At 52.6% G+C, this 22,863-nt stretch carries 19 protein-coding genes; 11 read left to right on the forward strand and 8 right to left on the reverse strand.

The window, feature by feature from the left end:
- The first annotated feature begins 98 nt into the window (after positions 1-98).
- Positions 99-737: a DUF4230 domain-containing protein gene (locus FHS90_RS10810; RefSeq protein WP_182513069.1), complete on the forward strand. Its 639-nt coding sequence runs from the start codon at positions 99-101 to the stop codon at positions 735-737.
- A 98-nt stretch (positions 738-835) separates the two neighbouring features.
- Entirely contained in the window at positions 836-1,096 is a 261-nt protein-coding gene (locus tag FHS90_RS10815; RefSeq protein WP_220483047.1) for a CBU_0592 family membrane protein, read from the forward strand.
- Between the two features lie 133 nt (positions 1,097-1,229).
- Here the strand turns inward: FHS90_RS10815 and FHS90_RS10820 are convergent, their stop codons facing one another.
- The gene (locus FHS90_RS10820) at positions 1,230-1,712 is read right to left on the reverse strand and encodes a RecX family transcriptional regulator (protein ID WP_182513070.1); all 483 of its coding nucleotides are present in this window, start codon (positions 1,710-1,712) and stop codon (positions 1,230-1,232) included.
- 169 nt (positions 1,713-1,881) lie between these two features.
- On the opposite strand from FHS90_RS10820, the gene FHS90_RS10825 reads away from it, so the two are divergent.
- Both FHS90_RS10825 and FHS90_RS10830 read left to right on the forward strand, forming a co-directional pair.
- Positions 1,882-2,745 (forward strand): DMT family transporter, encoded by an 864-nt coding sequence (locus FHS90_RS10825; protein ID WP_246386899.1) that lies wholly within the window; start codon positions 1,882-1,884, stop codon positions 2,743-2,745.
- Positions 2,746-3,417: 672 nt separating this feature from the next.
- A complete protein-coding gene (locus FHS90_RS10830; protein ID WP_246386902.1) occupies positions 3,418-6,015 on the forward strand; it encodes a DUF5686 and carboxypeptidase regulatory-like domain-containing protein in 2,598 nt (865 codons plus the stop codon).
- Between the two features lie 509 nt (positions 6,016-6,524).
- Here the strand turns inward: FHS90_RS10830 and FHS90_RS10835 are convergent.
- Together FHS90_RS10835 and FHS90_RS10840 are read right to left on the reverse strand one after the other, a co-directional pair.
- Complete coding sequence (locus FHS90_RS10835) at positions 6,525-7,400, reverse strand: glycerophosphodiester phosphodiesterase (protein ID WP_182513072.1); 876 nt, start codon at positions 7,398-7,400, stop codon at positions 6,525-6,527.
- Positions 7,401-7,485: 85 nt separating this feature from the next.
- A complete protein-coding gene (locus FHS90_RS10840) occupies positions 7,486-7,950 on the reverse strand; it encodes an Lrp/AsnC ligand binding domain-containing protein (RefSeq protein WP_066834098.1) in 465 nt (154 codons plus the stop codon).
- Positions 7,951-8,607: 657 nt separating this feature from the next.
- On the opposite strand from FHS90_RS10840, the gene serA reads away from it, so the two are divergent.
- The 3 genes from serA to FHS90_RS10855 all read left to right on the forward strand — a co-directional run bounded on the left by serA (position 8,608) and on the right by FHS90_RS10855 (position 12,130).
- Positions 8,608-10,500, forward strand: a complete 1,893-nt coding sequence (gene serA / locus FHS90_RS10845; RefSeq protein WP_182513073.1) for a phosphoglycerate dehydrogenase — start codon at positions 8,608-8,610, stop codon at positions 10,498-10,500.
- 214 nt (positions 10,501-10,714) lie between these two features.
- Entirely contained in the window at positions 10,715-11,791 is a 1,077-nt protein-coding gene (locus FHS90_RS10850; RefSeq protein WP_182513074.1) for an aminotransferase class V-fold PLP-dependent enzyme, read from the forward strand.
- Between the two features lie 138 nt (positions 11,792-11,929).
- Entirely contained in the window at positions 11,930-12,130 is a 201-nt protein-coding gene (locus FHS90_RS10855) for a hypothetical protein (RefSeq protein ID WP_153042683.1), read from the forward strand.
- Between the two features lie 280 nt (positions 12,131-12,410).
- Here the strand turns inward: FHS90_RS10855 and FHS90_RS10860 are convergent, their stop codons facing one another.
- From FHS90_RS10860 to FHS90_RS10880, 5 genes are all read right to left on the reverse strand, one after another.
- Positions 12,411-13,787 carry a LutB/LldF family L-lactate oxidation iron-sulfur protein gene (locus tag FHS90_RS10860; RefSeq protein WP_066834104.1) on the reverse strand — a complete coding sequence of 459 codons (1,377 nt, stop codon included), beginning with the start codon at positions 13,785-13,787 and terminating at the stop codon, positions 12,411-12,413.
- Between the two features lie 253 nt (positions 13,788-14,040).
- The gene (locus tag FHS90_RS10865; protein ID WP_182513075.1) at positions 14,041-15,258 is read right to left on the reverse strand and encodes a thioredoxin family protein; all 1,218 of its coding nucleotides are present in this window, start codon (positions 15,256-15,258) and stop codon (positions 14,041-14,043) included.
- A gap of 371 nt (positions 15,259-15,629) precedes the next feature.
- Positions 15,630-17,282 (reverse strand): M28 family peptidase, encoded by a 1,653-nt coding sequence (locus FHS90_RS10870; RefSeq protein WP_182513076.1) that lies wholly within the window; start codon positions 17,280-17,282, stop codon positions 15,630-15,632.
- A gap of 111 nt (positions 17,283-17,393) precedes the next feature.
- Positions 17,394-17,885 carry a 2-C-methyl-D-erythritol 2,4-cyclodiphosphate synthase gene (ispF, locus tag FHS90_RS10875; RefSeq protein WP_182513077.1) on the reverse strand — a complete coding sequence of 164 codons (492 nt, stop codon included), beginning with the start codon at positions 17,883-17,885 and terminating at the stop codon, positions 17,394-17,396.
- Positions 17,886-18,195: 310 nt separating this feature from the next.
- The gene (locus FHS90_RS10880; RefSeq protein WP_066834111.1) at positions 18,196-19,479 is read right to left on the reverse strand and encodes a M16 family metallopeptidase; all 1,284 of its coding nucleotides are present in this window, start codon (positions 19,477-19,479) and stop codon (positions 18,196-18,198) included.
- A gap of 204 nt (positions 19,480-19,683) precedes the next feature.
- On the opposite strand from FHS90_RS10880, the gene FHS90_RS10885 reads away from it, so the two are divergent.
- The 4 genes from FHS90_RS10885 to ytxJ all read left to right on the forward strand — a co-directional run bounded on the left by FHS90_RS10885 (position 19,684) and on the right by ytxJ (position 22,794).
- On the forward strand, positions 19,684-21,663 hold the full coding sequence (locus FHS90_RS10885; protein ID WP_182513078.1) for an alpha-ketoacid dehydrogenase subunit alpha/beta: 1,980 nt from the start codon (positions 19,684-19,686) through the stop codon (positions 21,661-21,663).
- Between the two features lie 113 nt (positions 21,664-21,776).
- The gene (locus FHS90_RS10890; RefSeq protein ID WP_153042684.1) at positions 21,777-22,064 is read left to right on the forward strand and encodes a hypothetical protein; all 288 of its coding nucleotides are present in this window, start codon (positions 21,777-21,779) and stop codon (positions 22,062-22,064) included.
- Between the two features lie 20 nt (positions 22,065-22,084).
- Positions 22,085-22,483: a hypothetical protein gene (locus FHS90_RS10895; RefSeq protein ID WP_182513079.1), complete on the forward strand. Its 399-nt coding sequence runs from the start codon at positions 22,085-22,087 to the stop codon at positions 22,481-22,483.
- The gene (gene ytxJ / locus FHS90_RS10900) at positions 22,456-22,794 is read left to right on the forward strand and encodes a bacillithiol system redox-active protein YtxJ (RefSeq protein ID WP_066834120.1); all 339 of its coding nucleotides are present in this window, start codon (positions 22,456-22,458) and stop codon (positions 22,792-22,794) included. Before FHS90_RS10895 ends, ytxJ begins: the two co-directional genes overlap by 28 nt.
- The last annotated feature ends 69 nt before the right edge of the window (positions 22,795-22,863 follow it).

Raw genomic sequence — 22,863 nt, forward strand, 5'->3', positions numbered from 1 at the left:
AGCGTTTCTGGCCTGTTTTCGCCAAAACATGCCAGAAACGGCAAAGGCAACTTTCGGAACGGTTTTCGCTTATATAGAAGAAACCTTATTTAGACCTGATGCAATTCCTGTATATCCTCCGTAAGCTCATTCCGTGGTTATTGCTGTTTCTGGTGGCGTTCTTTGGGTGGCGTGCCTGCCAGGGACCCATCAAAGAGTTGCTTTTCCCCAAGCAGGAGCCTGAGGTGGAAGTGACCCACAACACCATTCTCACCAAGATAGAGGAAATGGGCAAGTTGGAGCTGGTGCGCTTCAACTTCAAAGACGTAGTGGAGTACAAAAAAGAAGTGTCCCGGTTTCTGCCCGACTCTAAAGTGGCTTTAATTGTAGGCGGCGAGGCCGTAGGTTGCATTGACCTGCAGAAGCTCCAGGAAAGTGATTTGCAGTTCATAGGGGACTCGGTGCTGCACGTGAGCCTGCCCGCGCCAGAGATTTGCTACTACCGCATTGACCACACCCAATCCAAAGTCTTCAGCAAAGAGAATACCTACTTTCAGGACGCAGATCTGGTAGATGAAGGCTACAAATACGCCGAGGCCAACGTGAAGCAGGCGGCCCTGAACAGCGGCATCTTAAAGCAAACCTCTATCAACGCCGAGAAAATCCTGAAGCCCATGCTGGAAAACATGACCGGCCGCAAGGTATACCTCATGCCCCGTGAAACCATGGCCGCCCCGCCCGTGCCGAAGAAGCGGTAATAATTGCTGAATTCCATTCACGCTTCTGCTAAGTAATGAGCCACAAAATAAGGTCTGGGCTTTTTCAAGAAACGGCCTTTCCCTAATATTGAGGCGAAATGCAGAACATAAACAATTTCATTTACCGCCACCTCAAAACCCTGGAAATGGTAGGCGTGAGCATGCGTATTATCAGCTTTACGTTGGTAAGTTGGTTGGGCCCGGCCAGCCCCTTCCTCTTTGTCTGGATTTTTAATACCTTTGACGCTATACTACTTTCCTGGTGCTCCGTTTTGAAGAAAGACCAAGCCTACACACTGCTTAATGTTTTCTGGATACTTGTTGGAATTATTGGTATTGTAAGGGCCGCTGGGTTCTAAGCATTTGATTACTTTTCCGGCTTGATTCCCAGGAAATAGGGCAGAAACGCACTTTGGGCCATTTTCAAATCTCCACATTTCCTCATTTCCAAATTGATGGAATAGCACATCAGCACATTAACCCATTAGCACATTAAATACCCAACTCCCGCATAGCATCCTGAATCAAATCCAGTTCATAGCCTTTGCTTTGCAGGAAATACAAAATTTTCTGTTTACGGGCCAGCGGGTTGCGTTCGGTTTCTGAGGCGTTTTTCTTCTCCAGCAGGTGCAGCAGGTTTTCCCAATAGTTGTCTGGGTCAATTTCCTGCAGGCCTTTTTTGATGCAGTAGTCTGAAATGCCTTTCGCCTTGAGCCCGAGGTGTATTTTGCGGCGGCCCCATCGCTTCAGCCCGTACTTGCCCCGCACAAAGGCTTGCGCATACCGCTCCTCGTCCAGCAGTTTTTCCTGCGTGAGCCGGATGATAATCTCATCGGCCTCGTCAAAGTCCAAGCCGTAGTCTAGCAGCTTGGTGCGCACCTCGTTCTGCGTGCGCTCCTGGTAGGCACAGTAGGCGGCAATCTTGGGGAGCGCCTCTTTGGGGGTATACGTCTTCTTTTTCTTGGGTGAGAACACAGGCAAATGGTACGTTAGAAATGGCAGCGGGTGCTTTTCTATAAACCAAAAGTAGGCAAAAACAGTTTGCTTTTTTCGGCCCACGGCCGAAGGAAATACCGAACGGGGCGCGGTGCCTTTAGAGAAATCCCCGACCTTTGCCCCCGCATTTTACCTACCGCTTACCGCCATGACCAAGGGTGTCCAGTTTATGCTGTTGTCTACGTTCTTTTTCGCCCTCATGAACGTGTGCGTGAAGTTCCTGTCGCATTTGCCGCCCATGGAGGTAGTGCTGTTCCGGTCTGTCATCTCGTTGGTGCTGAGCTACGGCATGCTGCGCCGGGCCAATGTGAAGCCGTGGGGCACCCGCAAAGGCATTCTCATCACCCGCGGACTGGCGGGCGGCTTTTCCTTGCTGTTGTATTATACCACGTTGCAGAATATTCCGCTGGCGGGGGCGGTGACCATTCAGTACCTGGCGCCCATTTTTACGGCGGTGCTGGGCGTGTACGTGGCCAAGGAACAGGTGAAGCCGTGGCAATGGGTATTCTTTCTGCTATCGTTTGCGGGGGTGTTGGTAATTGAGGGGGTAGATACGCGCATCTCGTGGTATTATCTGCTCATTGGCGTGGGGAGCGCGTTTCTGTCGGGGGTGGCGTATAACTCGGTGCGCAAATTGAGCGAGACCGAGCACCCGCTGGTGATTGTGTTCTATTTCCCGCTGGTGTCTCTGCCGCTGTCATTGGTATTTTGCCTGTTTGACTGGGTGCCGCCGCAGCCCGAAGATTGGATTTGGCTCATTCTCATAGGTTTGCTCACGCAGCTGGGCCAGTACTTCATGACCCGGAGTTATCAGGTAGAGAAGCTGGCGCGGGTGGCGCACCTCAACTATATTGGTATTCTGTACGCGCTGGGGCTGGGGTTCGTGTTTTTCAACGAGACATTCCATCTCTACTCGTATCTGGGCATTGCGCTGGTGCTGCTGGGTGTGATCCTGAACCTACAGTACAGCAGAACCTTGCGCAAACGAGAAGAAGCCCAGGCAACCGCGTAGCCGTTTTTGGCATCTTTTGGGAAAAACAGACCGGAAACGGAAGTTGTGTAAAAGGTAGGAATTGTTGCTGGAAAAGTTCAGGGTAGAAAATCCTGGCAATATATGGCGCAAGCGTCCGCTTGTGCCGCTGCAAAGAATGCTGCCAAGGATGCTGGAAAAAGCTTACACTCTCTCTGTCATCCTGAAAGGAACTTGTGGGCGCACGGTAGCCACGGTCTGGGAAACACTTTTCTAGTTTTTCCACTAGATTCTTCCAGAAGGACAAATGTGGGGAAGGAAGGAATTAGCTATGCGAAATATTAAAGCTGGAGATTATAGGAAGGAAGGTTAGCGCTAGTAGAAAACTAGATGGGCTCAAACCCAGATTTTGTTGATGTCTGTTTTTAGCCTGTTTTCTGGAAAGTAGCCCAAAAACGCCGGCACAAGCGGACGCTTGCGCCATGATTAGTTCCTGTTATAAAAAATAGGAAAGTAAGGCTCTGCGCTAATTCGTAATTTACAGCTCTGTCAACCAGCTACTAAGCTAAGCGCTGCATTTCTGCCTGAATATTATTGTTTCTGAATACTGTCGTATGCTTGAAACAACACTTGCTTCGTTATCCTGCAAACCCACGTTCTATGCCCTCGTCTGCGTCTCTTTTTCTTCCCTTACATCGGCCCTGGCCGAAGGTATTGTTACTTTTCTGTTGCTGTCTCATCGCCGCAGGCGTACAGGCGGGCACCCTCAAAGGCAAAGTCACCGATGAGAAAGGCGAGGGACTGGCGTTTGCCACGGTTTACATTCAAGGTACCACCGACGGCTCTACCACCAACGAGCAGGGCAACTACCAGTTTACCATAGCCCCGGGCAAGCACACGGTGGTGTTCCAGTACATAGGCTACAAGACGCAGAGCAGGACGGTGGAGATTCCGGAGGACGACGACCAGAAGCCCCTGGAGCTCAACGTGCAGTTGCAGCCAGATGTCTACAACCTGAACGAGGTGCGGGTGAGTTTGAGCGGCAAAGACCCGGCGTACGGCATCATGGAGCAGGCCATTGCTAAGCGCAACTACCACCTCAAGGAGATTCAGCAGTACAGCGCGCAGGTGTACGTGAAGGGCTTGCAGCGGCTGATTAACGTGCCCAAGCGGGTGCTGGGCGTGATTAAAGTGCCGGCGGGGCTCAAGCCGGGCATTCTGTATTTGTCAGAGTCGGTGTCTGAGCTGCATTTCCTGCAGCCCAACAAGTACCGCGAGCGCATGATTTCGTCTAAGGTGAGCGGCAACAGCCGGGCGTTCAGCTGGAACCAGGCGTCAGATTTCACGGTGAACTTCTACCAAAACCTTATCAAGGCCAACGGCGTGAACGAACGGGGTTTTATATCGCCGCTGGCGAATAATGCCATGCTATTCTACCGCTATGAGCTCATGGGCACCAGCACCAACAACGGCCACCAGATTCACCGCATCAAGGTCACGCCGCGCCGCAAGCACGACCCGGTTTTCACCGGCTATATTTACATTGTGGAAGGCTCCTGGCGCTTGCAAAGCCTGAACCTGTTTGTGACCAAAGACCAGCAGATTGAGTTTGTAGACACCCTGCGCGTGACCCAGCAATTCACGCCCGCCCCCGGCAACGTGTGGGTGCTGCAGTCGCAGAAGTTTTTGTTTGACGTGGAGGGTTACGGGTTCAAGGGCAACGGCTACTACACCGCCGTCTACAGTAAGTACCGCGTAAAACCGGCCTCGTTTGTGCCCCAGCCCGCTCCGGTGCCTGCGGCGGCACCCGTTGCCCCATCGGCTGCGCCGGAAAAACCAGCCGTAGTGGCGGCGGCTCCCCAGCCCAGAAAACCTACCAGAAAAGAGCGCAAGGCCTTGCAAAATTCGGCGCCCGCCGATGCCGTGCCCGACGAGGAGTTCTTCAAGAAGAAAGAGATACTGGCCATAGAGAAAAACTCTAATGAGCGGGACAGCGCCTATTGGGCCGCCATACGGCCGGTGCCGCTTACGCAGGAAGAGGTGGTAGATTACCACACCAAAGACAGCCTGCAGGTCATTAAGGAGTCAAAGCCGTACAAAGATTCGCTGGACAAGAAGAACAATGAGTTTTCGCTCTCCAACCTGTTTCTGGGCGGCTACACCTATAGAAATTCATTTGAGCGCACCAGTTTCAGCATAGACCCCATCACCAGAATCTGGCAGTACAACACCGTGGAGGGGCTGGTGGGCAACCTGCGCATTGGCTATTCTAAACGTTTTGAGGACCGCCGCAGCTACAGCATTTCGCCCACCATTAGGTACGGGTTCAAGAACCAGAAACTGCAGGCCAAGCTGAGCGCCGCCTACAACTATGACCTGATAAACCGCCGGTCTGTTGGGGCCGAGGGCGGGCGCTTTGTGAGCCAGTTCAATGCCGCCGAGCCCATCACGCCGTTCACCAACACCGTCAACACGTTGCTGGCTGAAGAAAATTACCAGAAGCTCTACCAGAAGGAGTACCTGCGCCTGTGGCACAACCGCGAGCTGGTCAACGGGCTGTCGGCTTCGTTTCTGGTAGACTTCTCACAGCGCAGCATGCTCTACAATACTACTGATTACACCTGGCGCGACTATGACCGCAAGGAATTCACGCCCAATGAGCCGGTGAACGCCGAAGTGGGCGGCACCGCTTTCCCCCGACACCAGGCGTTGACGGCGGTGGTGGGCCTGTCATACCGTCCGGACCAGCAGTACATCTCACACCCAGACCGCAAAATCAACCTCGGCTCCAGGTGGCCGGTGCTGAACCTGACCTACCGCAAAGCTATCTCCGGGGTGCTGGGCAGCGATGCGGACTATGACTTTGTGAGTTTCGGGGTGAGCGACAACCTGCAGCTGGGTTTGCTGGGAACCAGCAGCTACTCGGCCAACGTGGGCACGTTCTGGCGCAAGAAACAGCTCTACTTCATGGATTTCCGGCACTTTGAGGGCAACCGTACCATTTTGTCCGGCGACTTCAGCGGCTTTCAGCTGCTGGACTACTACCGCTACAGCACCTCTAAGACCTACGTAGAGGCGCACTACAGCCACCACTTCAACGGCTTTATCCTGAACAAGGTGCCGCTGTTGCGGAAGTTGAAATGGCAGGAAGTGGGCAGCGTGAACTACCTGCACACGGCCGCTGCCGGGCATTATCTGGAGGTGGGCGTGGGGCTGGAGCACCTGTTCAAAGTGTTCCGGGTTGACTTCTTTACCGGTTTTCAGGAGCGGGAGAAGATTGGTTCCGGCCTCAGGGTTGGCTACGGGTTCTAACCAGTTTTCCGGCACCGCCGAAGAATAAGTAAAGAAGCCGTTTTTGGCCTGTTTTTCTGAAAACAGGCCAAAAACGGCTTTTCTTTCCTGCCAATTTCTGGTGTACAAGCGTTTTTTCAGGTTATAATCTTGCTATGGACCAGACGTTGCTTCAGTACAATGCGGGCACTCCCTCTCTGTAGCGGGATGTGTACACCAGCAGATAGCACGTATTCCAGATGACTCCCCGTTAAGGTCTCCGCTGTTCGGGAGTTGTAATCCGCGCTACAGGAGCCAAGAGAGAAGAGGGCCGGGGATTTCAAATTCCCTCAGTACCTGCTTCCGGATTGCAAATCCGGAAGAGCGGCCTCTTTTCTAGTAGAACTTAACGGGCCTGCCTCCTTGGGGAAGAGAGCCAGGTTTAACGCAGGTGCCGCCGCCTCGCTGCCAGCATGAGTGTGTCAACTCATCATTTAGAAGCAGCCTTCTTTCCGTTTTCGGCCTACTTTTTGAAAAACAGGCCAGAAACGCTAACGGCGTTCTACCAGTTCCGGGTGGTTGGTCATTACGCCATCGGCACCCATGTCATAGAGTTCTCTTATGTTTTGGGGTTTGTCTTCGGTCCAGATAAAGGTCTTGAAGCCTTGGTTGTGGAGTGACCGGATAAAGGATTTGGAGGCGAAGTAGCGGTGCACGTTGATAGAGGCGGCTTTGGAATACCTGTCAAACCCGCCAAACTTCAATTCATGGTCAATGTAGACGGGCAGAAAGGGGATTTTGCCTACTATAAGCTTGTGGGTGGGGATCACAAAGTCGGCGGCCCAGATGCGCTCCAAAATGGGGTCATGAAAGGATTGGAGCACCGTCCAATCATCGGCGCGGTGTTCCCTGATGAGCCGGAGGGTATTGTCTTCCAACCCCTGGTAGTAGTCGTCTTCGCCTTTCTTAAGCTCAATGAGCAGCTTTTTCTTGCCTTTTACCAGCTTGAGCACCTGCGCCAGGGTGGGGATACGCTCTCCAGTGAAGGAAGAATCATGTTTGCTGCCTGCGTCAAGTTCTTTCAGCTGTGCCAGCGTGAGATTGGCAACAGCGCCAGTGCCGTTGGTGGTGCGGTCAACGGTGGCGTCATGAATAACCACTACCTGGCCGTCTTTGCTCTGGTGCACGTCTACCTCAATAAAATCTGCTTCAGTGTCCAGCGCTTTTCTGATGGCCGCCAGCGTGTTTTCTGGGGCAAGGCCAGAGGCGCCGCGGTGGGCAATGACCGCCACCTTGCGCGCCTGCTTCTTGGGGAGAGTCACCTTTTCTGATGTGTCTGGGGCACCACAGGCGCTTAAGGCCACTATTAGAAAAGACAGAACCGTCTGTGCCAGGCTGCCTGAAATCCAACTGAATCTTTCGCTCATAACTTTGCGGGCCTACTTGTGGCACCGGCCATGAAAGATAGCATAGTTTTGGCTCCTGCCCAACGTCTGGAAGACTCTCAGTGAATTAAAGAATGTTTACCTGCCTTGTGATGCTCTCTTCCAGGGAGATAAAGGTCTCTGTACGCTCCACTCCCTCTACCGCCTGGATTTTCTCATTGAGTACTTCCCGCAGGTGAAGGGTGTCACGGCAGATGATTTTGGCAAACATGCTCCACTGGCCGGTGGTGTAGTGCATCTCCACAATCTCCGGTACCTGGCGCATGGCGGTCACCGCCGTTTGGTACGCAGACCCTTTCTCCAGGAAAATACCTATGAAGGCGCAGATGTCATACCCTACCGCGTTGGGGTTGATGAAGAGGTGCGAGCCTTTAATGACACCAAGGTCCTCCAGCTTCTTCATGCGCACGTGTACGGTACCGCCAGAAACCTGAAGTTCTTTGGCAATGTCTGTGTACGCTCTGGTGGCATCCAGCATCAGCATGGATAGGATTCTTCTATCTAAAATATCAATTTCGGAATTTTGAGCCATTCTAAAGGTCTTTTTTTAACAATTCAACAATAAAAATCAACGGTTCTTATTGAACTGCTAAGGTATAAAAAAAATCATTGTGAAATTATTAAAATTTAAAACTTTTTATTGGTTTAGTTGCAACAATATACAACAAATATTAACACATTTGCAAAAAAAAGTAAATCGGGTAAAAGCTTGTCAGGAAAGTTCCAGAAAATTGCCTCTTTTCCGCTCTTTTCCGCCTGGAAAATGAAGCCTTGGCAGGCCGAAAGCAAAACTAACCTTTGTTTTCTCTACGTTCTCTACCAGGGTACAGGTTTTCTTAAGCTCCCCCTGCTGAACGCATGTATAATTTGAGGTAACAGCAAGAGTAAAAAGAGGGCTGTCTCAGCAACCATTGTTCAAGTCAGGAAGGGGAACGCTGGGGCTGTGCTTAGGTGAAACAGGTTTCGCTCCCCCGGCTTCCGCAGTTCTTGCTCAACGGGGAGCGAGGCGGCTGTTCCTGAGGGCTTTTAGAAATTTATAAGTGTTTTGGAGCAGTTTTACCAAAAACAAGCCAAAAACGCTTTTTATTTAACAATTCAGTGCCCGATATTGGGGCCTTATTTCGTTTTCCTCCTGAGAGGAGGGCTGTAGGGGCTTTTCTCCTGTAGCCAATGCCAAAAAAACATTCCAATGAGTACGCACAAGCATTTCATCATTGACTTTGACAGCACCTTCACCAAGGTAGAAGCCCTTGACGAACTCTGTAATATCTGCATTCCAGACCCGGAGCAGCGCCAAAAGACCCTGGCCGAGATCCAGCGCATCACTGATCTGGGCATGGAGGGTGAGCTGCCGCTGGTAGATTCACTGGAGCAGCGGCTGGCCCTGCTGCACGCCAACCAGACCCATATTCACTCGTTGATCAGCCACCTGAAAGGCCAGATCTCTGAGTCCTTCAAACTGAACAAAGCCTTCTTTGAGACCTTCAAAGATGATATTTACATCATCTCCAACGGGTTTAAGGAATTCATTGTGCCCATTGTGGCCGAGCTGGGCGTGAAGCCCGAGAATGTGTTTGCCAACTCCTTTGTGTTTGATGAGGCGGGCAACATCACGGGGTTTGACCGCAACAACGTGCTCACCCAGAACAAAGGCAAAGCCAAGCAGATCAAAAGCCTGAACCTGCCGGGTGAAGTCTACGTGATTGGCGACGGCTACACTGACTGGGAAATAAAGGAAGCCGGCATTGCTGATAAATTCTACGCCTTCACTGAGAATGTAAGCCGTGACAGTGTGGTAGGCAAAGCAGACCACATCACGCCAAGTCTGGACGAGTTCCTGTACGTGAACAAACTGCCCAGTGCCCTGTCTTACCCCAAGAACCGTATCAAGGTGCTGGTTCTGGAGGGCATACATGAGCAGGCCATTAAAATGTTCAGGCAGGAAGGCTACAATGTAGAAGTGATGGCCGGTGCCCTGGAGGAAGACGAACTGTGCGCCCAACTGCATGACGTCTCTATTCTCTGCATCAGGTCTAAGACGCAGCTCACGGCCAAAGCCATTGCCGCTGCCCCAAGGCTGTTAGCCGTGGGCGCCTTCTGCATAGGTACCAACCAGATTGACTTGCCCGCCTGCACTGAGCGCGGCATCATTGTGTTCAACGCACCCTACAGCAACACCCGCAGCGTGGTAGAGATGGCCATTGGCGAGATCATCCTGCTGAGCCGCGGCATTGTGGAGAAGAGCAACCGCATGCACCAGGGCGAGTGGGACAAATCAGCTAAGGGTTCTAACGAAATACGAGGCAAGAAACTAGGCATCATTGGCTACGGCAACATAGGCTCCCAACTCTCTGTGCTCGCTGAAGGGCTGGGCATGGAGGTCTACTTCTATGACGTGGTAGACAAGCTGGCGCTAGGCAACGCCAAAGTCTGCGCTACGCTGGATGAACTTCTGGGCCTTGCTGATATTGTGACCCTGCACGTAGACGGCCGCCCAGACAACAAAAACATCATCGGCGCCGCCGAATTTGACAAGATGAAGCCCGGCGTGCTGTTCCTGAACCTGGCCCGCGGCCACGTGGTAGACATTGACGCCCTGGCGGCCAACATCAAGAGTGGCAAGATCAGGGGCTGCGCCGTAGACGTGTTCCCGTATGAGCCCAAGAACAACCAGGAGCAATTTGAGTCTGCGTTGAGAGGCTTGCCCAACACGCTGCTGAGCCCGCACATTGGCGGTAGCACCGAGGAGGCGCAGGAGAACATAGCGCAGTATGTGCCGTCTAAGATGATTGACTACATCAACACCGGCGGCTCTTACAACAGCGTGAACTTCCCTAACCTGCAGTTGCCGGCGCTGCGCAACGCGCACCGCCTCATTCACATTCACCGCAATGTACCGGGCATCCTGGCCAAGATCAACAACGTGTTGGCTGAGAACAACATCAACATCCTGGGCCAGTACCTGAAAACCAATGAGACCATTGGGTACGTGATCACAGACGTTGACACCAGCTACAACCGCTCCGTGACCAAAGAGCTGAAGCAGATTGCAGACACCATCAGGTCCCGCGCGCTGTACTAAGAATTCTCTGCCATCACTGAAAGGGATCTGGTGGGCGAACGGTAAAGGCTTTACTTCATTGGTTTTCCTAGGCTGCTCACAAGATCTTTCCAAGAGGGCAGAAATATTGAAGATTATTCAAGCTGTTTTCGGGCTGTTTTTAGAAAAACAGCCCGAAAACAGCTTCTTACATTCCCTTAATCACTCCTTCACCCAATCACTCATTAATTAAAGAATGGCACCTGTTTACTTTACTCCCGGTCCGGCGCAGTTGTACCCCACGGTGGCGCAGCATTTACAGAATGGTTTAGACAAACAGGTGTTCTCCCTGTCGCACCGGAGTCAGGCGTTTAAGGATCTGTACAGAAAGGCAGATGAAGGGCTGCGCGCTTTGTTCAACCTGCCCCAGGGCTATGCCATCTACTTCACCGGTTCAGCCACTGAGATCTGGGAACGGAGCCTGCAAAACCTGACCGCCCAATCTTCCTTCCATCTGGTGAACGGCTCCTTCTCTAAAAAATACCTGAGCCACGCGCAATGGCTGGGCCGCCAGGCCCAAGCGGTGCAAGTGCCGTTTGGCGAAGGGTTTGACATTGACGCCCTGGCGGTACCGCAGGAGGCAGAGCTGCTGGCCATCACCCAGAATGAAACCAGCTCGGGCGTGTGCATGCCGGTGCAGGACATTCACGCCCTGCGTACCTATTTCCCGGAGCCATTACTGAGCGTTGACATGGTGTCTGGCGCGCCCTACGCGGCACTGGACTTTTCAAAAGTAGACATGGCGTTTTTCTCAGTGCAGAAAGGCTTTGGGTTGCCGGCCGGGCTGGGTGTGTGGCTGGTGAACGAACGCTGCCGCGAGAAAGCCGCCCAACTGGAGGGGCAGCAGTATACCGGCGGGCACTACAGCATTGCTTCTTTGCAAGAGCAGTACACGCAGTTCCAGACGCCGTGCACTCCCAATGTGCTGGGAATTTACTTACTGGCCCACGTGGTGGAAGACCTGCTGGCCAAGAGCATTGCGGTGATCAGGCAGGAAACAGAGGCCAAGGCGTTAAAGCTCTATTCGTTTCTGGAGGAGAGTGCCCTGTTCTCGCCGTTTGTGCAGAAGCCGCAACACAGGTCACCCACGGTAGTGGTAGCCAATGTAGAAGGCAGGCCTGCGGCCGAAGTCATCACTGCCTTGAAAACGCAGGGCTTGGTGGTAGGGTCTGGGTACGGGGCGTTCAAAGACCGGCAGATCAGGATTGCCAATTTCCCGGCAGTGTCTGAGGCAGACGTTGACCAGTTGCTGATCGCGCTGAAAAAACTGTAATTCCTGCAGTCTTATATAGCTATGTTTTTATGTTAAGTTTTTGATAATTAGCAAGTTGTTGATGTAATTGTGTGATCATAGTTGTAAAGGGAGCGTATACAAGAGCTGTAATCTGTTTATTTAACCTCTGGTACAACTATGAAAAAAACATTACTCAGCGTATTGATGGCAGCCTTTGCTTTTTCTTTTGCCCCAGACGCTATGGCGCGGGAGACAACTGCTTCAGTTGAAAAGGTAGGCTCAATCTTTGGGAAGAAGAACAAGAAACCCAAGGCGAAGAAGTCAAAGTCCGGTAAAAATATGAAGCTGCGCAAGGGCAAGAGCGTAAAGAGATATTAGAGCCTTTGCCAGTCAGTCTTCTGTGCTGCAGAACTCTATGAAGAGCTCACGTGTCATACCACCCGTATGCGGCTCAGAAACACCGTGGCAGAACCTTGCTCAGGCTGTTTTCGCAGATGGGCCCAACATTAAACATGCTCTTGAACAGTTCCTGTTTTCGGCCTGTTTTTACAAAACCAGCCCAGAAACGGGTGGTGCATTTTCCAAACCTCCTATTGTACATGCAGAAGCCTTCTGATCTCAGAAGGCTTCTTGTTTTTATAAGGTCCAGAAGTGGGGCTTAGCCGCGCTGCTTGCGCCACATCTCATTGAACGAGAGCGGGGCCGCCTGCAGGGGCTCCCTGCGTATGCTCCAGGAGTCATGCTGTACTTTGCGCAGCACAAAATTCTTCACCGCCGCCGGCGCGAAGTTGATCAGCCTGCGGTTTTTCATGCCGTAGGTGAAGAACCGGAACGCCAGTTTCTCATTCTTGTCTACCAGGCCTGACTCTACGCTCTGCTTGCGGTTGAGCAGGAGCAGGTTGTGCAGCGGGATCTTCACGGGGCACACGCTGGTACAGGCGCCGCAGAGGGAGCTGGCGTAGCTGAGGTGCTTGTTTTCCTCAAAACCGGCCAAATGCGGGGTGATCACTGAGCCAATGGGGCCGCTATAGGTGGTTTCATAGGTGTGGCCGCCAATGTTCTTGTACACAGGGCAGACGTTCAGGCACGCCCCGCACCTGATGCAGTTCAGCGCCTCCCGCTGCTCAGGCTGCGCCAGCAGGTTGGTGCGGCCGTTGTCCAGCAGGATCACGTACATTTCCTCTGGGCCGTCTTTTTCTGCGGGCTGCCGCGGTCCGGTGAGTATGGTGTTGTAGATGGTCACGTTCTGGCCGGTACCGCTTGTGCTGAGCAGGGGCCAGAACAAGTCCAGGTCCAGCATGCTGGGGATCAGCTTCTCAATGCCCACAATGGCAATGTGGGTTTTGGGGAACGTGGTGGAGAGGCGGGCGTTGCCTTCATTCTCTGTCACGGCAATACCGCCAATGTCTGCAATCATGAAATTTGCCCCGGTGATGCCCACCTCGGCCGTGGTGTATTTGTCACGCAGCAGTTGGCGGGCGGTGAGCACCAGCTGCTGGGCGTCATCTGTGAGCGGAATGTTCAGTTTTTTGTGGAACAGCTCAGCAATGTCTTTCTTGGACATGTGCATGGCGGGGGTCACAATGTGGTACGGGCGCTGCTCGGCCAGCTGCACAATGTACTCCCCCAGGTCTGTCTCAACCGTCTCAATGCCGTTCTTCTCCAGAAAATCGTTCAGGTGAATCTCCTCAGTGCTCATAGATTTGGACTTCACCACTGATTTGGCCCGCTTGCGTTTCATAATGGCGCCAATCTCTTTGAGAGCCTCCTGTGCGTTCTGCGCCCAGATCACCTTGCCGCCGCGCTTGGTGAAGTTGTTCTCAAACTCCACCAGATATTTGTCCAGGTTGTTAATGGTCTGGGTTTTGAGGAAAGACGCCCGTTCCCGCGCCAGTTCATGGTGCTGGTAGGCGTGCATCCCGTTCTGGACGGCGGCGTTGTATTTGCCTATGTTGAAGCGAATTTTCTGCCGGTGGTCCAGGTCAAACGCCTTGTTCTCTGAGTCCTGCAGAAACTGTCTTAGTTTAGTGCCCAAATTTATTTTCTGCCTGTTATGTTAGAAGAGATGTTCTTCCAATCTTTTGAAAGATAAGATATTTACAAAATTAGTCAACCTTTTGCGTAATTCAGTAGCCAATGCCCAGATATAAACGGGTCCTGGTGAAGGCTTGGTGGCCCGTGTGCAACGCGCCAGCCCGCTCAACAGACTCTGTTTGGGTGCTGCTCCCAATGCGTTTTTGGCCTGTTTTTCTGAAAACAGGCCAAAAACGCCGGTTCATTGAATACGGTTATCTACTACTGTTTGAAGCTTTACGTAGTTCTGCAATCAGGTTTTGAGCGTCTGCGATGGCTTCGCCTTGTTGTTTGGCGAGCATGAGAGCCTCTTGGGCCACCCGCAACGCGGCCTGGTGATTGCCTGCCTTTTGGAGAAGCCGTGCCTGCAGGTAGCTGTTGTCATAGCTCTGGTGGGTCTTGGTTACCTGCTGCATAATTTGTGCTCCTACTGCCAGCGCCTCTTTGTCTTCTGAGAAATAGCTAAGGTAAATGGCCGTTTCATAGAGCGTGCGCCAATCAGTACTGGCGTACCGTTTCCCATGGGCCAATGTGGCGTTTGCGTAAGCAAGCCACTCCTGCTTGCCTCCCAGGTAATATAGCTGGGCCAGCGATGTGAGCCGCTGAATGTCTTTGAAATAGCTTCTCACAGCCTGTTGCACTTCCTGCTGTAAGGCCAAGTCCTGTGTCCGGCCTGCCGTATTGGCTGTTCTGGTAATGAATTTCTCTGCTTTTTGAAGCACTTCTTCTTGCCCAAACAAAGGGATGAACAATTGCTGGTTTGCCAGGAAGAACTGAGTAGCCGGAGACCGGAAACTTAAATCTTTGGAAAAGACGTAACGGAGATTTTCTTCTGAGGTCAGCTCCTGCGGTTTCTGCGTGGCTAGATATTCACCTACAACTTGCTCCTTGGGGCTGTCTACCTGGTGGTAAAAATACAGGGCGTTGCTGTAATGAAAGAGTAAAGCCGGTGATCTGTCTCCGGTTTCATACTTCCTCTTTAAAGAAAATAAGGCTTTCTGAGGGTTGAAGGCATTTTTGCCGTCTAAGAGGAAATCGGCGGCAGATTTGCCTGAGCCACTTTGGTGCAGGGGCTCCCCCAGTTGGTTAAAGTACATGTAGGTGGGGAAAGCATTTATGCCATATTTCTTGGCCAGAGCCGTTCCCTCAGCACCATCTTCAATGTTTATCTTATAAGAGACAAAGGTGGCGTTGTAATAGGTGTAGACCTCTTGATCAGGAAAGACTTCTTTCTCCATTTGCCTGCAGTAGCGGCACGCGGGAGTATAGGCGTATAGAAAAACCGCTTTCTGTTCAGCTCTGGCTTTCTCCAGCACTTGGGCCCATGCATTAGTTTGGAACGCAATGCCGCTCTTCTCCTGTGCTTTTACCTGAAAGCAAAGCAGGCTAAGAAGGGGGAGTGAAACAAAGGAGAAGAAAAATTTTAGATACATATTGAAGATGGTATATAACTGAATCTGCCTGCTCTGAAGAAGGTAGCCCATCAACACAGCTCCCGTTAATAAGGTTCTGCCGCATACCGCAGATGGGTCTTCTGCTCGTCCAGGCATGCCTGCAAATAGAGAAAGGAGAGGCTTGCCTCTCCTTTCTCTAAAATTCTGTTGACCCCGTATGTTTTGCTCCTCCGCGTGAGGGATAGCAGCTGCAAGCCCGCAGCGTAAGCGGGGGCTTGCAGCGCATAGCCATACCCGCAGGGGCACGCCCAAAAAGGAGTTCTGAGTCTTGAGTTCTGAGTCTTAAGTGGGAATGTGATCCCTTCACTCAGAACTCAAGACTCAGAACTCAGGACTGAAATAAGCTTCGCTTATTTCTTATTGCTGTCAACCTTGATGCGGTCATTGCGGTTGGCCAGCTCCCAGGCAGTGTAGAACACCAGGCGGCTTACTTTCTCAGCGGCCCGGAAGTTCATTTTCTCCACGTCATCTGTGGGCTGGTGGTAGTCTTCATGCACGCCGTTGAAATAGAACGCAATGGGAATGCGGTGCTTGGCGAAGTTGTAGTGGTCTGAGCGGTAGTAGAAGCGGTTAGGGTCATTGGGGTCATTGAAGGTGTAATCCAGATCCAGCTTCACGTACTTCTGGTTGGCCGCCTCAGAGATGGCATGCAGTTCTGACGAAAGCTTGTCTGACCCAATCACATAGATGAAGTTGTCAGGGTTGCTGGCGTGCGCCGAATCATGGCGCCCAATCATGTCAATGTTCAGGTCAGCCACGGTGTTTTCCAGCGGGAAGATGGGGTGGTCTGTGTAGTACTCAGAACCCAACAGGCCTTTCTCCTCACCGGTAACGGTAATGAACAGAATGCTGCGGCGCGGGCCGTTGCCGTCTTTCTTGGCTTGTGCGAAGGCCTGGGCCAGTTCCATCACGGCTACGGTGCCGGAACCATCGTCATTGGCGCCGTTGTACACCTGGCCATCTTTGATACCCTCGTGGTCATAGTGGGCGCTGATCACCACCAGTTCGTCTTTCTTGTCTGAGCCTTCAATATACCCCAGCACGTTCTCTGTGGGTAGCGGCTGGCGGTTACGGGCCGTCTTGATCTTTACGTTAGAAGCCACTTTGTAAGGCGAGGCTACGGCTTTTCCGGCTTTGGTGACAGAGGTGCTGTAGTTGGTAAGGGTTTCTGGCTTGGTAGAGAGCAGGTTGGCCGCCATGGTAGGCGACACATAGAGCATAGCCGCCCTTGGCTGGCTAGCCGTAGTGCCGAAGCCAATGGAAGGCCGGTTCAGGTAACTGGCATAACGGCGGGTCAGCTGCTGGAACTCAGCGTCTGTGGAACCCATCACCATCATCACCGCCTTGGCGCCTTTTTTGGTGGCCGCGGCGGTTTTGGTGCGCATGTCCTGTGACCAGGTGCTCATTTTGTCAGTGCCGGAGATGAGGTATTTGCCATCGGCTTTCTTCGGCTCGCCGGCCATGACCACCACCACTTTGTCTTTCACGTCTACATTGGCGAAATCTGAATAAGCGGGGTCGTCAATGCCATAGCCGGCAAATACCAGCTGCGCCGCCTCCTCATTCTGGAACGGCGACGCGCCCAGCACGAAGAAGTCTTTGCCCATGGAGAATTTCTTGCTGCCCACCATCACGTAGCCATCGCCCCAGCTGCTTTTTTCCAAGTCAAAGGTTTGGTAGTATGGGTTGGCGCCCGTCTTCACCGGGCCGGTGAGGCCGTTGGCCCTAAAGTGTTTGGCAATGTATTCGGCCGCCATTTTCTGGCCGCGTTCACCGGTCTCACGGCCTTCCAGGGAGTCTGAGGCCAGCACCCGCAGGTGTCGCTCCAGGTCTGCCGCCGTAATGGTCTGGGCGTATTTGGTAGGGTCTGCTGAAACGGCACCCACCGCCACCGCCGACGGTGTAGCACCTGTGCCTGCAGTGGAAGCAGTAGGCGTCTGGGAGGTGGAGCACGCTGACAGTACAGCCGCTACCATGCCCAACGTATACAATTGCTTTTTCATGAAAAGAAGTTTGTAGTTTGGTATTAAACCTTAATTCTACCTTTTTTCTGGCTAACTAACAAATGCTAGCTGTTTTAGGCCTGTTTTTGGGAAAATAGCCCTAAAACAGGATTACTGCTGGGGCTTGTAAATTAATACCGTTGCGTAGGCCGCCACGCCCTCTTTCTTGCCCACAAACCCCAGTTGCTCAGTGGTGGTGGCTTTGATGGAAACATCGTCTTCAGGAATGCCCATCACCTCTGCCAGGCAGGTTTTCATGGCCGGGATGTGCGGGTTCACCTTGGGCTCCTGCAGACAGACGGTAGAGTCAATGTTGCCCACCTCATAGCCTTTCTCTCTGATCAGCTGCATGACTTCGCGCAGCAGGATTTTGCTGTCTATGCCTTTGTACTTGGGGTCTTTGTCTGAGAAATGGTAGCCAATGTCCCTGAGGTTGGCGGCGCCCAGCAGGGCGTCACAAAGGACGTGAATGAGTACGTCTGCATCTGAGTGGCCCAGTGCGCCGTGGGTGTGGGGGATCTTAATGCCGCCCAGCCAAAAATCCAGTCCTTCTTTGAGTTGGTGCACGTCATAGCCGAAGCCGGTTCTTATATGAAAGCCCATGTGGTTGTTTGTTCTTACTTTTTGGTTGTTCGTGTGTCTGTGCTGCCTGAAAATGGCTAAGTTGTTTCTTGTAGCTGTTCTGGTTCAAAGGCTGATTGCTGGCGCTTGTTCATGTGCAGGCTGACTTTGCTGCCCTCCGGCAAACGTTTAGCTGGCAAAGGAAAGCTTTCTCAGGAAAGCCAGATCTTCTCAAAGTTCCTTATTTCCTTCCCGGAAAACAAAGTAGAAAAGGTCAGGTTTTTTACGGGAGTGCTTCCCTGTGAATTATTCTGTTTTGGGGCTGTTTTCTGAAAAACAGCCCCAAAACAGCCTACTCCTCTTCCAGGATTTCTTCCAGGTCTTCTACGGCCTCACTGTTGGGGGCGGCTTTGTAGAGAAGGGTGGAGCAGTTCTCAGGCCTTAGCACCTCCTGGGCCTGCTGGTAAATGTCTTCTGCGGTCACGGCCTGAATAAAGTCTGCCTCTTCGTTCACGTAGTTGGGGTTGCCCATCAGTTTGCCGTACGCCAGGTTCATGGCTCGGTTGAGCAGTTCAATTTCTGAGAAAACAATAGAGGTTTCGGCCTGGTTTTTCACCTTCTGCAGTTCCTCTTCAGAAACATGTTCGGCCCGCAGTTGCGCCACTATCTTCTCTACGGCGGCGTTGGCTTCCTGCGGGTCTACGCCCACGTTGAGCTTGCCCTGCACTACCAGCAGGCCCGGCTCAAGAGAGCCCATGGCTGAGGCCCCAATGGAATTAAAGAGTTTCTGCTTCTTGACCAGCTCATTGTACAGTCTGGAGGAGTTGCCGCGGCCCAAAATGTCACTGAGCAGGTCTGCGGCGTAATAGGCTGGGTTGGTGCGGCCGGGCATGTGGTAGGTTTTGTAGAGGGCGGTGAGCGGGACGGGCGCCTCTACCTCTAAAACACGTGCCTCTGTCTGGCGCGGCTCCTGCGGCAGGTTGCGCGCATATCTCACCCCGCCGGGAATAGGGCCGAACCATTTCTCCGTCAGCTCCCTGGCACGTTCAAAGGTGATGTTGCCCGCCACTACCAGAATAGCATTGGCCGGGGAGTAGTGCTTGTTGAAGAAGGCGCGCACATCATCCATGACGGCGTTTTCAATATGGCTGACTTCCTTGCCAATGGTAGACCACTTGTACGGGTGCGTCTGGTACGCCAACGGCCTAAGTTTGAGCCATACATCACCATATGGTTGGTTCAGGTAGTTCTGCTTAAACTCCTCTACCACCACTTTGCGCTGTACCTCCAGCCCGTTCTCAGAGAATGCCAGCCCCAGCATGCGGTCAGACTCCAGCCAGAAGCCGGTTTCAATGTTTTGGGCCGGTACGGTCAAGTAATAGTTGGTGATGTCTGGGCTGGTGAAGGCGTTGTTCTCACCTCCGGCCTGCTGCAGAGGCTCATCATAGTTGGGAATGTTCACTGACCCGCTGAACATGAGGTGCTCAAACAGGTGCGCAAAGCCGGTGTGGGTCTCCTCCTCGTCACGGGAGCCTACATTATATAGTATATTCAATACGGCCAGCGGAGTGCCCGGGTCTTCATGGACCAGGCACTGCAGGCCGTTCTCTAAGGTGAATTCTTTGAAATGGATCATAGGTTATGAGAGTGTTGCGGCCTCTGAGGCTAACTCATGCTTAACGGTGAACCCCCGCGAACGTTGTGTTGCCAGAGGATTGCTGTTTTTGAGCTATTTTCATAAAAACGGCTCAGAAACGGCAAAAGTAAAAATAACTGTCTTAAAATTTCTCCCCTGCTTTGATTCGCTTAAATTTACAGCCCCACGAACGTGCGTTTTCCCATGAACTTCAATAGAAAAGACTATACAGATGATGACCTGCTGATGCTGTACCGCGGCATCTTGAAGCCCCGCATGATTGAGGAGAAAATGCTGATCCTCTTGCGGCAGGGCAAAGTGAGCAAATGGTTCTCAGGCATTGGGCAGGAGGCCATCTCAGTGGGTTCTACCCTGGCGCTGGACGAAGACGAATACATTCTGCCGCTGCACCGCAACCTGGGTGTGTTCACCTGCCGGAATATTCCGTTAGATAGGCTGTTTGCCCAGTTTCAGGGCAAGAAGACGGGCTTTACTAAAGGCCGGGACCGGTCGTTTCATTTTGGGAGCAATGAGCACCACATTGTGGGGATGATTTCCCACCTGGGGCCGCAATTGGCCGTAGCAGATGGTATTGCCCTGGCAGAGATGCTGGACAAGCGGGAGAAAGTGGCGTTGGTGTACAGCGGTGACGGCGGGGCCAGCGAAGGCGACTTTCACGAGGCGCTCAACGTGGCGGCGGTGTGGAGCCTACCTGTCATTTTTATGGTTGAGAACAACGGCTACGGCCTCTCCACCCCAAGCAACGAGCAGTTCAAATGCCAGTACTTTATTGACAAAGGCCCGGCCTACGGCATAGACGCCCTGCAGATAGACGGCAACAACGTGCTGGAAGTGTATGACACGGTAAGGCAGGCGGCGTACAGCATCAGAAAGAACCCGCGGCCTATGCTGATTGAGGCCATGACATTCAGGATGCGCGGGCATGAGGAGGCCTCTGGGACCAAATACGTGCCGCAGGAGTTGTTTGAGCGCTGGGCGAAGAAAGATCCGGTAGAGAATTTTGAGAAATACCTGCTGGATGAGAAAGTGCTCACCCCTAAGTCTATGGCTGCTGTCAGGGAGGAGTTCAGGGAGGAGATAGAGCGCGAGCTGGAGATTGCCCACGCCACCCCCATGCCTTCGGCAGACCCCAAAGAGGAAGTGGCAGACATGTACCAGCCGTTTATCCAAACCGTGCTCACGCCCAAAGACAGTGCCCGCACAGAACGCCGGTTTGTAGACGCCGTGTCAGACGGCTTACGCCAAAGCCTGGAGCGGTACCCTGAACTGGTGGTCATGGGGCAGGACATTGCCGAATACGGCGGGGTGTTCAAAGTGACGGAAGGGTTTGTGGAGAAGTTTGGGAAGGAACGCATCAGAAACACGCCCCTGTGTGAAAGCGCCATCATAGGCGTGGGCCTGGGGCTGTCTATCAGGAAAAAGAAAGCGGTGGTAGAGATGCAGTTTGCTGACTTTGTGACGGAGGGCTTTAACCAGATTGTGAACAACCTGGCCAAGAGCCATTACCGTTGGGGGCAGAATGCTGATGTGGTGGTGCGTATGCCCACAGGGGCAGGGGCCGCCGCGGGGCCTTTCCACTCGCAGAGCAACGAGGCGTGGTTTTTCCACACGCCAGGGCTGAAGATTGTCTACCCCAGCACGCCCTATGATGCCAAAGGCTTACTGACAGCTGCCATTGAAGACCCCAACCCGGTCATGTACTTTGAGCACAAGCTGCTGTACCGGTCGCTCACTGAGGCTATCCCAGATGATTATTACACCGTAGAGATTGGCCGTGCCCGGTTGGCGAAGGAAGGCAGTGATTTCTCTATTATCACCTACGGCATGGGCGTGCACTGGGCCTTGCAACTGCTGCAGACCATGCCAGACGTAAGCGCTGATGTGCTGGATCTGCGCACGCTGTTGCCCTGGGACAAAGAAGCGGTTCTGCAAACGGTCAGCAAAACCGGGAGAGTGATTGTGCTGCATGAAGATACGTTGACCGGCGGCATTGGGGCAGAAATATCTGCCTGGATCTCTGAGTACTGCTTTGAGAAACTAGATGGCCCCGTAGTGCGGGTGGGAGGCCTGGATACCGCTATTCCGTTTTCGCCGCCGCTGGAGCAGGAGTTTTTGCCGGTGAAGCGGTTGCGGGAGAAGGTAGAAGCCCTGCTAAGCTTTTAGGGCTATGCAACCCTGTTTCTGTTTCTGGGGTCTTTTTCTGAAAATACGCCAAAAACAGAAAGAAAATATCCAAGTTTGGTGAGAGTGCGTATAGAATTGAGTAACTTGTTCTTATGAAGGTACGGTCAATAGTGGGAGTGTTGCTGATCAGCATGTGTATGGCAGGGTGTCACTCAGGGCGAATTGCTTGCCCAGATGTCTCTGGGAAGAAAAGCGGGGGCTTGTTTAGCTTCCTGAAGAAGAAACCAGCCCCAGAAGATCAGGCCAAAGAAGGGACTGACATTGGCGGCCGGGACATGGAGTTTGGCAAAGACGGCTTGTTGAAAAAGAAGAATGCCAAAATGCCTACCAACAAGAAGAAGCAGCGCATTGTCACCAAGCAGGGAGTCACCAGGAAATGAGTGGGAGGAGCAGCTCGCCTATGAAACGATATTGGCACACATTCTTCTTTGTTCTTGCTTTGGGCATGATACTGGTGGCTGCCCGGCCAGCCGCCGCTCAGGTAGAGTACCTCACTCCGGCCCAGCAGAAGAAAGAAGTGCGTAAATCTCTGAAAGAGGCGCAGAAAATTAAGACGGATTACAATGAATCGCATCTGAACCTAAAGGCGTATAACTTTGAGCGGGGCGCAAGCGGCCGCAAACGGGTCAAGAATCCGCAGGATCAGGATGAGATGCTGATGAACGAAGACGGCACGGCCGTCACCAAACCAAAGTCAAAACCGAAGAAAGCTAAAAAGCGGAAGCAAAAGCAGGCTGCTGCCCAGGCTTCTTCAGAAAGATATATTGAACTATGCAATGGCAACCCCTTACTAGTGTAGAGCAACTAGAGCAGATAAAAGCAGAATCAAGAGAGCATGCGGTCGTGATTTTCAAGCACAGCACCACGTGCTCCATCAGCGCCACGGCAAAAAGCAGGTTGGAGCGGCAGTGGGCAGATGTGGGCTTGGGGCAGGTGACCCCTTATTACCTGGACCTGCTGTCTTACAGGCCAATCTCCAATAAAATTGCAGAAGAGTTTTCTGTACGGCATGAGTCACCGCAGCTATTGGTGATCAAAGATGGCGAGTGCCAGTACCACGGCTCCCACTTAGGGATCAACCTGCAGGAAGTGAAGAAATTAGCCTCATAGGCAGTTTCATGTTCCTGTTTTAGGGCTGTTTTTGAAAAAGTAGCCCGAAAACAGGAACGTATATATGAA

The sequence above is a fragment of the Rufibacter ruber genome (assembly GCF_014138425.1).
Lineage (GTDB): Bacteria > Bacteroidota > Bacteroidia > Cytophagales > Hymenobacteraceae > Nibribacter > Nibribacter ruber_C.